Origin of the sequence: Streptomyces sp., from assembly GCF_019510245.1 — a bacterium.
In the GTDB taxonomy this organism is placed as follows: Bacteria; Actinomycetota; Actinomycetes; order Streptomycetales; family Streptomycetaceae; genus Streptomyces.
The window spans coordinates 54,712-68,374 of sequence record NZ_JAEKKT010000129.1 but is presented as its reverse complement, the minus strand read 5'-3'; the positions used below and the strand labels follow the sequence as shown (position 1 = coordinate 68,374).

At 71.6% G+C, this 13,663-nt stretch carries 13 protein-coding genes; 4 read left to right on the top strand and 9 right to left on the bottom strand.

The features are described from left to right. Positions 1-25: 25 nt before the first annotated feature. The 5 genes from JF597_RS16655 to JF597_RS16635 all read right to left on the bottom strand — a co-directional run bounded on the left by JF597_RS16655 (position 26) and on the right by JF597_RS16635 (position 3,357). Positions 26-913, bottom strand: a complete 888-nt coding sequence (locus tag JF597_RS16655) for a Gfo/Idh/MocA family oxidoreductase (protein ID WP_293995062.1) — start codon at positions 911-913, stop codon at positions 26-28. A gap of 47 nt (positions 914-960) precedes the next feature. Then, positions 961-1,944 (bottom strand): ATP-grasp ribosomal peptide maturase, encoded by a 984-nt coding sequence (gene tgmB / locus JF597_RS16650; RefSeq protein WP_293995059.1) that lies wholly within the window; start codon positions 1,942-1,944, stop codon positions 961-963. A 15-nt stretch (positions 1,945-1,959) separates the two neighbouring features. Beyond that, entirely contained in the window at positions 1,960-2,151 is a 192-nt protein-coding gene (gene tgmA, locus JF597_RS16645) for a putative ATP-grasp-modified RiPP (protein WP_089102565.1), read from the bottom strand. Between the two features lie 165 nt (positions 2,152-2,316). Further along, on the bottom strand, positions 2,317-3,183 hold the full coding sequence (locus JF597_RS16640; RefSeq protein ID WP_293995109.1) for a fructosamine kinase family protein: 867 nt from the start codon (positions 3,181-3,183) through the stop codon (positions 2,317-2,319). Between the two features lie 27 nt (positions 3,184-3,210). Next, the gene (locus JF597_RS16635) at positions 3,211-3,357 is read right to left on the bottom strand and encodes a hypothetical protein (RefSeq protein ID WP_293995052.1); all 147 of its coding nucleotides are present in this window, start codon (positions 3,355-3,357) and stop codon (positions 3,211-3,213) included. A gap of 197 nt (positions 3,358-3,554) precedes the next feature. Between JF597_RS16635 and JF597_RS16630 the strand changes: the two genes are divergently transcribed. From JF597_RS16630 to JF597_RS16620, 3 genes are all read left to right on the top strand, one after another. After that, positions 3,555-4,943, top strand: a complete 1,389-nt coding sequence (locus JF597_RS16630; RefSeq protein ID WP_293995049.1) for a glycoside hydrolase family 43 protein — start codon at positions 3,555-3,557, stop codon at positions 4,941-4,943. A 234-nt stretch (positions 4,944-5,177) separates the two neighbouring features. Then, the gene (locus JF597_RS16625) at positions 5,178-5,624 is read left to right on the top strand and encodes a hypothetical protein (protein WP_293995046.1); all 447 of its coding nucleotides are present in this window, start codon (positions 5,178-5,180) and stop codon (positions 5,622-5,624) included. A 107-nt stretch (positions 5,625-5,731) separates the two neighbouring features. Then, positions 5,732-6,445: a class F sortase gene (locus JF597_RS16620; RefSeq protein ID WP_293995043.1), complete on the top strand. Its 714-nt coding sequence runs from the start codon at positions 5,732-5,734 to the stop codon at positions 6,443-6,445. 21 nt (positions 6,446-6,466) lie between these two features. On the opposite strand, the gene JF597_RS16615 is transcribed toward JF597_RS16620, so the two are convergent. From JF597_RS16615 to JF597_RS16600, 4 genes are all read right to left on the bottom strand, one after another. Next, a complete protein-coding gene (locus JF597_RS16615; protein ID WP_293995041.1) occupies positions 6,467-7,474 on the bottom strand; it encodes a LacI family DNA-binding transcriptional regulator in 1,008 nt (335 codons plus the stop codon). A gap of 2 nt (positions 7,475-7,476) precedes the next feature. Next, entirely contained in the window at positions 7,477-8,778 is a 1,302-nt protein-coding gene (locus tag JF597_RS16610; protein WP_293995038.1) for an alpha-galactosidase, read from the bottom strand. A gap of 17 nt (positions 8,779-8,795) precedes the next feature. Further along, positions 8,796-10,319 (bottom strand): alpha-L-arabinofuranosidase C-terminal domain-containing protein, encoded by a 1,524-nt coding sequence (locus JF597_RS16605; protein WP_293995034.1) that lies wholly within the window; start codon positions 10,317-10,319, stop codon positions 8,796-8,798. A gap of 178 nt (positions 10,320-10,497) precedes the next feature. After that, on the bottom strand, positions 10,498-11,943 hold the full coding sequence (locus JF597_RS16600; protein ID WP_293995031.1) for a glyceraldehyde-3-phosphate dehydrogenase: 1,446 nt from the start codon (positions 11,941-11,943) through the stop codon (positions 10,498-10,500). Between the two features lie 176 nt (positions 11,944-12,119). On the opposite strand from JF597_RS16600, the gene JF597_RS16595 reads away from it, so the two are divergent. Next, positions 12,120-13,313 carry a hypothetical protein gene (locus JF597_RS16595; RefSeq protein WP_293995030.1) on the top strand — a complete coding sequence of 398 codons (1,194 nt, stop codon included), beginning with the start codon at positions 12,120-12,122 and terminating at the stop codon, positions 13,311-13,313. Positions 13,314-13,663 lie beyond the last annotated feature (350 nt).

Sequence of the window (13,663 nt, the reverse complement as noted above, 5' to 3'; positions counted from 1 at the left end):
AACCGCGGCCCCTCCAGCGGAGCGTCTAGCCGACGTCCTTGCCCAGCACGGTCTCCGCCTCCGCGAGGATCTCGGTGACCCGCAGGCCGAAGGCCGCGTCGCACGGGTGCGCCCGCCCCGTGCGCGCGGCCGTGACCAGGGCGTCGGCGGCCCGGGTCAGAGCGGGAACCGCTCCCTCCGCACTCCTCGGAAGGAGCGAGACCCCCGCCTCGCCCCGCAGCTCCACGTCGGCCCCGGCCGCCTCCGGCGGCGCGGTCAGGCTCAGCGTCACCGTGCTCGACGCCCCGCCCGCGTGTTCCAGGACGAGATGAACGGTGTCCGCGGAGCCGTGCACGGCGGCCGCCACCCGCCGTACGTCGCCGAGGACCGGCAGCAGCACGGACAGGGCGTGCGGACCCACGTCCCACAGCGCGCCCTTCTCCCGCCGCCACGGCGAGTCGGTGGCCGGGCCCTCACCGGTGAACAGCGAACCCAGCCAGTGCGCCCGTGCCGTGAACCACCCCGCCGTTGCGGCCTGTTCCCCGATCCACGCCTCGGGTTCCTGCTGGAACCGGGTGGTGAAGAACACCACGGAGGCGACCCGGGCCCGCTCGGTGGCCTCCACCACCGCCCGCCCCTCGGCGACGCCGAGCGCGAGCGGCTTGTCCAGCAGCAGATGGCGGCCCGCCGCAGCGGCCCGCACCGCCAGCTCCGCCTGGACGACCGGCGGCAGCGCCACGGCCACCGCGTCCACGTCGCCGAGCAGCGCGTCCACGTCGTCGTACGCCCGGACGCCGTACTCCCCGGCCAGGTCCGCCGCGGCCTCGGGGCGGCGGCCCCACACCCCGGTGAAGTCCAGCGAACCGTGCCCCGCCAGCGCGGGGGCGTACGCCGCCCGTGCCCAGGGCCCGGTGCCCAGCAGTCCGATGCGCATCTCGCGTTCCTTTCTCCGTACCCGGTTCCCCATCGTCGCTCAGCCGGTCAAGGCGTCGTGCTCCGCCCCCGCTCGGCGTAGGACCGGCACCGGCCGCTGCCGTGCGCCAGCCATCCGGCGATGGTCTCGGCGATCGGCTGACCGGTGTCCATCTCGACGAACCCGAACTGACCCGACTGGTTGCACTCCAGGAACCACCAGATGCCGTCGGCGTCCTCCGCGAAGTCGAAGGCACCGTAGGCCAGCTCGTCGTCCTTCATGTACGTGTGGACGGCCTCGGCGACCCGCGGCGGCACCTCCGCCTCCTGCCAGGGGGAGTCGGACGGCGCGAACCGGACGTCCACGTCGTCGGGGTGGGCGTCCGGGCTGACCGGCTTGCGGGCGGCCAGCAGCCGCTCACCGACCACCGTCAGCCGGATGTCGGCCCGTTTGGCGACCCGCCGCTGCAACAGCGTCGGCCCGAACGCCACCGCCGAGAAGTCGGTGTCCGGCGCCACCCGGCTGGTCGGCACCGCCCGCGGCGGCTCCTGCGGATGCGCGCCCGACACCGGCTTCACCACGAGGTCCGGGAACCGCTCCGCGAACTCACGGGCCGCCTGCGGAAACGTGGTGATCAGCGTCGCGGGCACGGCGAGCCCGCTGTGCTGCGCCAGCCGCAGCTGCCAGGGCTTGTGGCGGGCCCGGCGGGCCGCGTCCGGATGGTTCATCCAGCGCGCCTCGGTCCCGCGCAGCATGCCGTACAGCGCCTGCGCGGACTCCTCGGTCAGCCAGGGCGACGGCTGTGCGGCCCGCGCGGCCGCCGCTCCCGGCCTGCGCACCCAGATGGAGCGCAGGCCGTTCATGCTCACCAGGCGCCCGTTCACGGACAGATGTCCGCGGCTGACACCCTGCACATACTCGCCCGACAGGGCCACACCACTGGTCAGATCGGCAGGATCGAGGCGGACGACGGGCACTCCGGCCTCGTGCAGCCGGAGGACCACCATGTCCGCCGTCACGTCCTCGTCACTGGTCAGGATGAGCACGGTCATCGTGAGGATCCGCGATCAGTCGTCGAAGTGCGTCTTGGAGCCCGCGGTGGAGGTCGTGGTCCCCAGGGCTCTGAGCGTTGCGTGATCGGTGGCTGCGATCCGGCCATCGTGGAGAACGTTCAACTGCAGTCCGGAGTCATACGCGTACGGAGTGGTGACGTCCAACTGCACTGCGGGGCGTGCATAGTTGAGCGCGAACGGTTGCATGGTCTCTCCCTGTTTCGTTCTTCCATGCACTTATACGATTCGAACGCGTGGTTGGTTTCCTTACTCTGCGTAATCTCAGGCCGAATTAAGAGCTTGTTAAGGGAGAACCGGCGAATCGCTCCCACACGTGGCCGATTTCACATTCCCGTCCGGCACATGACGGCGTCACATGTCCGCGAAATTCCGGGATGTCGCCAAAGCCTGTTCGGCGTAGCTCCGTCCGAAGAGCACCGTGTGCACCAGCAGGGGGAACAGCTGGTGCAGGCCGATCCGCTCCTCCCAGCCGTCGGCCAGCGGCGCCGTCTCCTGATAACCCGCCACGATCCGGTCCAGATACGGGCAGCCGAAGAGATGCAGCATCGCGAGGTCGGTCTCGCGGTGCCCGCCGTGCGCGGCCGGGTCGATCAGCCGGACCCCGCCGTCGGCGCCCCACAGGACGTTGCCGCTCCACAGGTCGCCGTGCAGCCGGGCGGGCGGCTCGGGCGGACCCGCGAGTTCCGGCAGCCGCTCGCAGACCCGCTCGATCACGGCGGCCTCGCCCGGCAGGAGGGTCCCCCGGTCGACCGCTTCGCGCAGGTACGGCAGCACCCGGTGCTCGGCGTACCAGTGCGGCCAGTCGGTGCCGGGCTCGTCGCGCATCGGGGCGCGGCCGATCCAGGCGTCGCGTGGGCCGCCCGGCGGGGCCGCCCCGAACGCCGGAGCACCCGCCGCGTGCAGGGCGGCCAGCGCCCGGCCGAAACGCGTGGCCGCTCCGGCGTCCGGACGCCCGGTGCGGATCAGTTCGGTCACCATCCACCGCTCGTCGTGCCCGAGCACCTCCGGCACCGGCACCGCCCGGGCGGCGGCCAGCCAGCGCAGCCCCGCCACCTCGGCCCGTACCGCCCCGGGACCGTCGCCGCGCTTGACCATGACGGTGGGACCGCCCGCGAGGGTCACCTCCGCCAGGCCGCCCGACCGTGCCCGCTCACCGGAGACCGGCCGCCCGGTGAGCCGGGCGGCCACCGCACCCGGACCCTCGCCGCCGTCGACCACGGCCACCAGGGTACGGTCCGGGCGGGATCACGAGCCCCAGGTCCCCTGGTCGACGGCGCAGTTCCACCCCGAGCCGTGCAGCGTGAACCGCACCTTGTAGGTGTGGGTGTTCAGCAGGTGCGTCTGCACCTTCACCCCGAGAGCGGCCTTCTTCTTCAACGTCGTCGTGTACACCGACACCGTCTTCGACGTCCGGTGGCTGACCTAACAGGCGAATTTCGACAGCCTCGCGGCGTCGCCGCGCACAGTGAATTCCCAGTAACTCCCTTGTTGCACAAGCATTGACGCGCCCCACGCACCCCTCTAGTTTCTGATCGGTTTCCCGAACCGCGTCCGAAATCCCGGACATCCCCCCCTCGTCTGGAGCGCACATGAACGGCACCCCCCTGTCGCGCCGCCACTTCCTCGGTGCGGCCGCGACCGTCCCGCTCGCCGCCACCGGCGCCCTCGCCCTCGGCGCCGGATCCGCCCGGGCCGCGGCCAACTCGGCCTACGTGATGTGCTACTTCACCGAGTCCCCGGACATGCTGGCCGCCAACTACGGCCTGCACCTGGCCGTCAGCGCCGACGGCCTCCAGTGGACCCCGCTCAACCAGAACGACCCCGTCGCCACCCCCACCGCGGGCTCCCTCGGCCTACGCGACCCGTTCATCCTGCGCAAGCAGGACGGCACCTTCGTGGTGCTCGCCACCGACCTGTACGGCACCGACTGGTCCTACGTCAGCCAGTACATCCACGTCTGGGACTCCACCGACCTGCGCAGCTTCACCGGCTACCGGCGGATGAAGCTGCACGACATGAACACCCACGCCTGGGCGCCGGAGGCCTTCTGGGACGCCGGACGCGGCACGTACGGCGTCATCTACTCCGCCGTCAACGACAGCGGCCACAACGTCATCATGATCAACTACACCGCCGACTTCGCGACCGCCGGCGACCCCCAGGTCTTCTTCGACCCCGGCTACGACGTCATCGACGGCGACCTCGCCGTCGGCGTGGGCGGCGTCAACTACCTGTACTTCAAGAAGAACTCGACGCTCGTCGGAGCCCGTTCGACCTCACTGGACCCGGGCAGCTTCACCGAGTTCTCCACGGCCGTCTCGCACAACGGCACCGAGGCCCCGACCCTGGTCAAGTCCCTCACGACCGGCTCCACCTGGTATCTCTGGGGGGACACCTGGGACCCCAACGGCGTCTTCTACGCCTGGCAGACCAGCGCCCTGTCCGCCGGCACCTGGACCGCCCTCGACCAGAAGACCTACACCCAGCCGCTCAACTCCAAGCACTGCGGCATCCAGCCCATCACCGCGACGGAGTACGACAACCTCGTCGCCAAGTGGGGCACCCCCACCTGGAACCGGCTGAAGTCCTACAACTACCCGGCCAGGTACGTCCGGCACAGCAACTTCGTCGGCCGGATCGACGAGTACGCCTTCGACCCGTACACCGACGGCATGTGGAAGCTGGTCCCCGGCCTGGCCGACAGCGGCGGCGTGTCCTTCCAGTCGGTGAACTACCCGACCCGCTACCTGCGCCACTACGACTACCAGCTGCGGCTCGACGAGAACGACAGCACCGCGACGTTCGCCGAGGACGCCACGTTCTACCGGACCGCCGGTCTCGCCGACTCCTCCTGGTCCTCGTTCCGCTCGTACAACTACCCGACGCGCTACATCCGCCACTCCGACTTCGTGCTGCGCATCGATCCCGTCTCCACGAGCACGGACCGGGCCGACGCCACCTTCCACGTCGGCTACTGAGTCCACGACGGGCCCGTCCCGCGGCGACACGCCGACGACGGGCCCAGGACCGCCCGAATGGCGGTGCGTGCCGCCGGGGGATTGACCCAGCCGGGCGGTGTTGGGCGTGTCGTGACCACGGATGGGCGGCCTGGATGGTGCGCGACGCGGGGCTGGCTGACGGTGGTTCATGTCGGGCCGGGTCGTTACAGCTGATGGAGTATCGGCGCCCGGCCACGGCGGAAGGACATCGAGATGCGTTCTGCCCGCATGATCCTCGCGACGACGGCCGCCACCGCGGCCCTCGCGTTCTCCGCCCCCGCAGCCCAGGCCGCGGTCGCGGGCGACTTTGACAACGGAGGCCGTGACGACTCTTCCTACAGCAGCAACGACAGCAAGTTCGACCCCGACACCTACAAGGGCCAGGACGACGAGGAGAAGGGGGACCAGGGAGGCAAGGAGAACCAGGGAGGCAAGAACCAGGGGGGCAAGCAGGACCAGGGGGGCAAGGGGAAGAACGAGGGCGGCTCCTCGTGGGGCGGCGACGACGAGGGGAGCGACCGGCCGCACGGCGGCATGCACACCGGCGGCGGCGCCCTCGCCACGTCCGGTGTCACCGCGGGCGGGCTGGCCGTGCTCGGCGTAGCGGCCACCGGTGCCTACGCGCTGCGGCGCAGGAGAGTCCCCGGGTCCGCGTCCTGATGGGCCCACGCATGCGGCCGCGGTGCCGTCGGCGCTCCACACTCCGACGGCACCGCGCCACCTGTGTCCCGCCCTCCCGCTGCCGTGCCCCAGAAAGGTGACCTCCGATGGCAGCTGGCCCCACCACCCCCACCAAGCCCACCCCGCCCCACCCCGACGCCCCGGCCGGTCCCGGCGACGAGGACGGCCCCGGCAGCCCCCCGTCCGGCGGCCGGCTGCCCGTGTGGGGCATCGCCGTCCTGCTCGTCGCCGTGGCGCTGATCGGCGGACACACGGGCGGCTCCGACGTCACCGGCACCACCGGCACCACCAGGGCCGAGAGCACCGACGCCGTACCCTCGTCCGATCCCCGCCGGACCGGTGAGGCGCTGCCCCGGTCCACGCCGACCCGCCTGCTCATCCCGAAGATCGCCGTCGACGCTCCCTTCACCGCCCTCACCATCGGTTCCACGGGCCAGCTCCAGCCCCCGCCGGCCGCCAACACCAACCTCGTCGGCTGGTACTCCAGGGGTGCGGCACCCGGCGAGGCGGGCACCGCGATCATCGCGGGCCACGTCGACACCGTGACCTCCGCGGCCGTCTTCGCCAGGCTGGACGAACTCGAGCGCGGCGACCGGTTCACGGTGAGCCGGGCCGACGGCACGGACGCGGACTTCGTGGTCGACGACGCCGAGACCTTCGCCAAGGACGACTTCCCCAGCGACCGCGTCTACGCGGACACCCGCCGCCCCGAGGTGCGCCTGATCACCTGCGCCGGCGACTACGACCACGATGTCAGGGACTACACGGCGAACCTGGTGGTCTTCGCCCACCTGGTCTGACACCGCACCGGTGCCGCCGGGTCAGCCGCCCGTGGACTCCCGCACCACCAGGCGGAACGGACCGGCGAACTCCTCCCGTTCCGGTCCCGGCCCGCCCCGGTCCATGCGGGCCGCCAGCAGGGCGACCGCGCGCTCGGCCATCAGGTCGTGGTCCGGGTCGACGGTGGACAGGGAGGGGACGAGGTACGCGCTTTCGTCGACGTTGTCGAAGCCGATCACCTTGACCCGCTCCGGCACCCGGATCCCGCCGTCCGCGAGAGCGCGCAGCGCGCCCATGGCCACCGTGTCCGTCACACAGAACACCCCGTCGAAGCCGAGGCCCCGCGCCATCCGCTCACGGATGCCGCGGGCGGCCTCCTGCATGGTGAGCGACTCGGCCGTCACCACCAGCTCCGGGTCGGCCGGCAGCCCCGCGGCCGCCAGTGCCCGCAGATACCCGGCGTGTCGCAGGCTCGACACGTCGGCCTCGGCGCCCAGCCGCCCGCACACGATGGCGATCCGCCGGCAGCCCCGCTCGACGAGATGGCGGGTCGCGGCCTCGGAGGCGGCCTCGTTGGGCATGGCGACATGGTCGACGGGCCCGCCGAAGATCCGCTCACCGAGGATCACCACCGGATGGTCGACGTCGAGCGCCCCGACATCGGCCGGGCCCATGCCGACCGTGCTCAGGATGAGACCGTCGTAGAGCCGGTTGCGGGACAGCGAGAGAGCCGCCAGCTCGCTCTCCCGGCGGGCGCCGGTCTGCTCGATGCTCACCCGCAGGCCGTGCCCGGCCGCCGCCGCGATGATCGAGGCGGCCAGCCGGCCGTAGTAGGGGCGGTTGATCTCGGGGACGGCCAGGCCGATGGTGCCGGTACGGCCCTTGCGCAGGTTGCGGGCGGCCACGTTGACCCGATAGCCGAGCCGGTCCATCGCCTCCAGGACCCGCTCGCGGGTGGCCGCGCGGACGTTGGGGTGCCCGTTCATCACGTTGGAGACGGTCATCGCCGACACCCCGGCCGCCTTCGCCACGTCCTGGATCGTCGCCACACTCACTCCCGCCGGCTGTCCTCGGCAAGACGATAGAGGGCGGCGCCGTGGGCGGGCAGCACGGCGACCAGTTGCCGGCCGTCGTGAGCGGTGTCCGTGCCGGTCCACACCTCCCGGACGCGGTCTCGGGAGGTGGCACCGATCGATCCCAGCGGCACCTCGAAGCGCCGCTCCTCGTCCGCGAGCGAGAACACCGCCGCGTACCGGGTGTGCCCGTCCGTGTCCCCGGCGGTCCAGAGCACGAGGTCCCGCTCCCGCAGCACCTCCTGGTTGCCGGTGCTGTGCCACAGGACGTCGAGGGCCTCGTCGTTGGTGAGCAGCGCGATGGTCTCGGGGCGGGAGGTGGGCAGGTCGCCGCCCATCATTAGCGGCGAACGCGAGATCAGCCAGAGAGTGAGCAGGCTGACCTGCTCGGGGTGGGTGAGGGCGCACTGGCGGTCCGCGCCGCGCTCCGCGCGGATCCCGATGTGGCCGAGCGGCAGCATGTCGGCGTCCGCCCAGCCCGGCCCGCCCTGCCAGGGAGCCCAGCGGGCCATCCGCGCGAACTGCGCCTCGACGTCCTCCCAGCGGTCCCACAGGTCGTCGCAGACCCGCCACATGGTGGCGTGCTCCCGCAGGTGCTCCAGACGGGCGACGGACAGGTCGGTACCGGGGGAGAGGCTGAGCTCGATGGCCCGGCCGCTGCGCTCGATCGCCCGCGCGTAGGCGGCGATCTCCCGATCGTGGTACGGGAAGAGCATGTCGTCGGCCTTGACGAAGTCGACGCCCCAGTCGGCGAACTGGGCGACCTGGGCGTTGTAATAGGCCTGGGCGCCGGGGTGGTCGTGGTTCAGGCCGTAGTTGTCCGAGTTCCAGGGACACACGGAATCGGTGTCGGCGACGTCCGCCGCTGTGAACTCCGTGCCGAGCACGGGCAGTGCGGCCTCGACCGCGCGCCGTGGGACGCCCCGCATGACGTGCAGCCCGAACCGCAGGCCCATGCCGTGCACCCGCGCGGCCAGCGGCCCGAAACCCGCCCCGCCGGCGGCGGAGGGGAACCTGTTGGGCGCGGGGAGCTGGCGGCCGTGGCCGTCGAGGACGAGCGGGGCGTCCGGGTTGTAGCCGTGGGCGCGGGCGGTGGGCTCGTACCACTGGATGTCGACGACGACGGTGTCCCAGCCGTGCGGGAGCAGGTGCTCGCGCATGAACCCGGCATTGGCGAGGACCTCTTCCTCGGTGACGGTGGTGCCGTAGCAGTCCCAGCTGTTCCAGCCCATGGGCGGCCGCAGATGACGGGCGGGCAGCGGGCGTGCGGATCGGGTCATGTGCGCGCTCCTGCGGGTCAGCGCCGGTCCAGGGGCGCCTGGACGGTGACGAACGAGTGGGGCGGGAGGGTGAGCCGCAGTCCGCCGGCGGTCGCGGACACGCCGTCGAACGCGGTGGGGGAGACGGCCGTCGCGGCCTTTGGGGTGTTGTGGGCCTGGAGCGTGTCGGCCGTGAGGATCCGGGCGGCCGGCTCGCCGAGGCTGCCGCCGCGCAGGTCGAGGGTGACCTCGGCCGGTTCCTCCGCGTCCAGGTTGCTCAGCGAGATCAGGACGGTGCCGTCCTTGACGCTGGCCGAGGCGGACACCGTCTCCAGCTCCGTGTCGCCGACCGTGCGCCGGGTGTCCTCGCCGCGCAGGTGCACGGGGAGCGAGGTGGCGTCCTGGTGGCCCTTGTTCATCTCGAAGACGTGGTAGGTCGGGGTCAGGACCAGGGCGTCGCCGTCGGTGAGGAGCATGGCCTGGAGCACGTTGACGGTCTGGGCGATGTTGGCCATGTGCAGGCGGGCCGCGTGCTTGTGGAAGATGTCGAAGTGGGTGCTCGCCACCAGCGCGTCGCGCAGGGTGTTCTGCTGGAAGAGGAAGCCCGGGTCGGTGCCGGGTTCCACGTCCCACCAGGTGCCCCACTCGTCCAGGACGAGGCCGACGGTGCGCCCCGGGTCGTAGACGTCCATGACCGTGGAGTGGCCGGTGAGGATGCGGTCGATGCGGTGGGCGGACACCATCGTGCGGTAGTAGTCGTCCGTGCCGAAGCCGGTGGCGCTGCCCTTGGCCTCCCAGGGGCCGGAGAGCGTGTAGTAGTGGACGGAGATGCCCTGGAAGAAGTTCTTCGGGGTGGCCTCGCAGCCGAAGCAGCTGATCTGCTGCATCAGCGTCTCGGTCCACTTGTAGTCGGCGTCGGAGGCGCCCGAGGCGATCCGGTAGAGCTTGTTGTCGCCGTGGTCGCGGCAGTAGGTGGCGTACTGGCGGGCCAGGTCCGCGGAGTACTCGGCGCGCATGTTGCCGCCGCAGCCCCAGGTCTCGTTGCCGATGCCCCAGTACTTCACGCGCCACGGCTCCTCGCGGCCGTTCTCCTTGCGCAGCCTGACCATCGGGCTGTCGCCGTCCCGGGTGAGGTACTCCACCCACTCGCTCATCTCGCGGACGGTGCCGGAGCCGACGTTGCCGCTGATGTAGGGCTCGGCGCCGAGGAGTTCGCACAGGGCCATGAACTCGTGGGTGCCGAAGTGGTTGTTCTCCTCGACGTTGCCCCAGTGGGTGTTGACCATCCGGGGCCGCTGCCCGCGCGGGCCGACGCCGTCCCGCCAGTGGTACTCGTCGGCGAAACAGCCGCCCGGCCAGCGCAGGTTGGGGATGCCCAGGGCGCGCAGCGCCGACACGACGTCGAGGCGGATGCCGCCCTCGTTGGGGACGGGGGAGTCCTCGCCGACCCAGAAGCCGCCGTAGACGCAGCGGCCCAGGTGTTCGGCGAAGTGGCCGTAGAGGTGGCGGCTGATCGTCGGGCCCTCGATGTCGAGGTTGATGATCGCGGTGGCGGTGGGCACGCGCGCAACTCCTGTCCGGGAAGCCGATTGTTCGAGATACGGAACGCCGTTCGCCAAGTCGATGATGCGACCGTCGTTTGTATCGATAAAAAGCTGCCATCGGGCCGTGATCGCGTCAAGAGCGCGGACGGCCCGGCTCCTGTGCGCACAGGAGCCGGGCCGTCGGGAGCGAGGGGTGTCAGACCGCCGGGGACGGGAACGTCGGGTACTCGACGCCAGAGACGTGCTGGACGACCCGGACCACCTGGCAGGAGTAGCCGAACTCGTTGTCGTACCAGAGGTAGAGGATCGCGTTGTCGCCCTCCACCTTCAGCGCGCCGGCGTCGACGATCGACGCGTGGCGCGAGCCGATGAAGTCGCTGGAGACCGCGTCCGGGGCGGTGATGAAGTCGATCTGCCGCTTCAGCGGCGAGGTCAGCGACACCTCGCGGAGGTAGTCGAGGACCTCCGCGCGGGAGGCCTCGCGGGCCAGCTGGAGGTTGAGGATCGCGATCGACACGTCCGGGACCGGGACCCGGATCGAGCTGCCGGTGATCCGCGCCTTGAGGTCCGGCAGCGCCTTGGCGACGGCGGAGGCGGCACCCGTCTCGGTGATGACCATGTTGAGCGGCGCGGACCGGCCGCGGCGCTCGGACTTGTGGTAGTTGTCGAGCAGGTTCTGGTCGTTGGTGAACGAGTGGACCGTCTCCACGTGACCGCGCAGCACCCCGTACTCGTCGGCCATGGCCTTCAGCGGCGGCACGATCGCGTTGGTGGTGCAGGAGGCGCAGGACAGGATCTGCTCGTCCGGCTTGACGGTGTCGTGGTTGACGCCGTGCACGATGTTCGGGACGTCGCCCTTGCCCGGCGCGGTCAGGACGACCTTCTCGATGCCCGGGCGCAGGTGCTTCGACAGGCCCTCGCGGTCCCGCCACTTGCCCGTGTTGTCGATGAGGATCGCGTCCCGGATGCCGTACTCGGTGTAGTCCACGGCGCTCGGGTCGTCGGCGTAGATCACCTTGATCTCGTTGCCGTTGGCGAGGATCGTGCTGCTCTCCTCGTCCACGGTGATCGTGCCCTGGAACTGGCCGTGGATGGAGTCGCGGCGCAGCAGCGAGGCGCGCTTGACGATGTCCTCGCCGCCCGCTCCGCGCACCACGATGGCCCGCAGGCGCAGGCCGTTGCCCGAGCCGGCCTTCTCGATGAGCAGCCGGGCGACCAGGCGGCCGATGCGGCCGAAGCCGTACAGGACGACGTCCCGCGGCTCACGCTGCTCGATCTTGTTGGCCCCGGTGGCCCCGGCGACCGCCTCCGCGGTGAACGCCTCCACGCTCAGGCCTCGGTCGTCGGCCTTGTGGGTCGCGGCGAGCATGCCGATGTCGATCTGGGAGGGGCCGAGGTCGAGGGCGGTGAGCGCCCGCAGGAACGGCATCGTCTCGGTGACCGACAGCTCGGCACCGTCGATCTGGCGGGCGAAGCGGTGGGTCTTGAGGATGCTGACCACCGACTTGTTCACCAGGGAGCGGCTGTGGAGGAGGACCGTCACGTCCCGCTCCCGGTGCAGCTTCCCGATGAGCGGGATCATCGACTCCGCGATCTCCTCGCGGTTCTTCCAGTTGGTGAACGAGTCGTCGTTGACAGTCACAGACCTGAATCTCTCGATCGAGCTGGGTTGCGCTCATATGCTAAACCGGCCGGTGAATGATCGATCAAGGGGGTCCGGGTGTGATGCGGGTCGCGGAGTTCTGAACCCGGGCGGAAGACCGTAAGAAGCCTCCGTGTCGTGTTGCGGAGTCGCGGGCCGCTGCCGAAGGTCGAAGCGTGAGCACGTCCTCCGTCCCGCGGCCCGAGCCGGCCGCGCAGATCGGCCCCGCCCATCCCGCACCCGTCCGCCGTGCCCCGTCCGGCCTGCTGCCCGCCCTCGCCCTGTTCGCGGCCGTCCGGCTCGCCGGGGTCGCCGCCGTCGCCATGGCGAACCACGCCATGGGGCGCCCCCTGGTCAGGAACCTGGCCCACGCGTGGGACGCCCGCTGGTACCTGCACATCGCCGTCCACGGCTACGGCGACCTCATCGAGATCACCCGCAAGGGGGCCGTACAGACCGACTGGGCGTTCTTCCCGCTGTACCCCGGGCTCATCCGCGCGGTGACGACGGTCTTGCCGCTCACCCCCGGCAAGGCCGCCCTGATCGTCGCCTGGACCGCCGCCGTCGTCGCCGCGTGGGGCATCCACCGGATCGGCGACCACCTGTACGGCCGAGCCGTCGCCACCGCGCTCGTCGTCCTGTGGGCCGTACTGCCCCAGTCGGTCGAACTCACCGTCGCGTACACCGAGTCCCTCTTCTCGGCCCTCGCGGCCTGGTCGCTGTACTGCGTGCTCACGGGCCGCTGGCTGTGGGCCGGCTGCCTGGCCGCGCTTGCCGGGCTGTCCCGCCCCAGCGGCTTCGCGGTCGCGGCGGCCGTCCTGGCCGCGGGCGCGTACGAAGCGGTACGGCGCCGGGGCCGCGTCCCGCTCGCCCTGTGGGCCGGCTGCCTGTGCGCCCCGCTCGGCTGGCTCGGCTACGTCCTGTGGGTCGGGTGGCGAACCGGCAACCTCCTGCACGGCTACTTCGAGGTGCAGCGCGCCTGGAGCTCCCGCTTCGACTTCGGCGCGGGCTCACTGAGCTTCCTCAAGGGCCTGCTGCTGCACGGCGGCGGCTTCGTCTACACGGCGGACCTGGTGATCGTCGCGGCGGGGCTGCTGCTCTTCTGCCTCCTCTGCCTGGACCGGGCCCCGCTGGTCCTGGTGGTCTTCGCGGGCGTGCTGGTCCTGGTGGTCGTGGGCGGCTCGGGCTCCTTCTCCTCCAAGCCCCGCTTCCTGCTCCCCGCCTTCCCCCTCCTGATCCCGCTCGCCCGCGCCCTGGTCGGCAGCGGGCGCGTGCGCCCCGCCCAGGCGGTGCTCGTCGTCGGCGCCCTCGCCGCGGTCTCGCTGCTGTTCGGGGCCTACGTGATGACGGTCGCCCGCTCGCCCCTGTGACGTCCGGGCGCCCCTCAGGCCGATGGTCGCGTCGGGCAGCGGGGTCCGGAAGACGTCGGCCGGGCGGGGTCGGCGCGTGGTCCGACCGGGGTACGGCGTGGTCGCGGTACGGCGTGGTCGCGGTGGGGCGGCGGGTCGGCCGGTGGGCGGTGCGGGGTGCCCGGGACCAGGTGAGGGGCGGCCGGGAGAAGGGCGCGGCGCCGTGGCGGTCCCGGTTTCGCGGTGGCCGCGGACCCTGCCCCGGCCAGCGGGGGCCAGCGGGGGCCAGCGGGGGCCGTCGGGGAAAACGGGGCAGGCACGCCAGACGGCCGGTGGCGCCGATCACCGCGAAGTGATCGGCGCCACCGCAG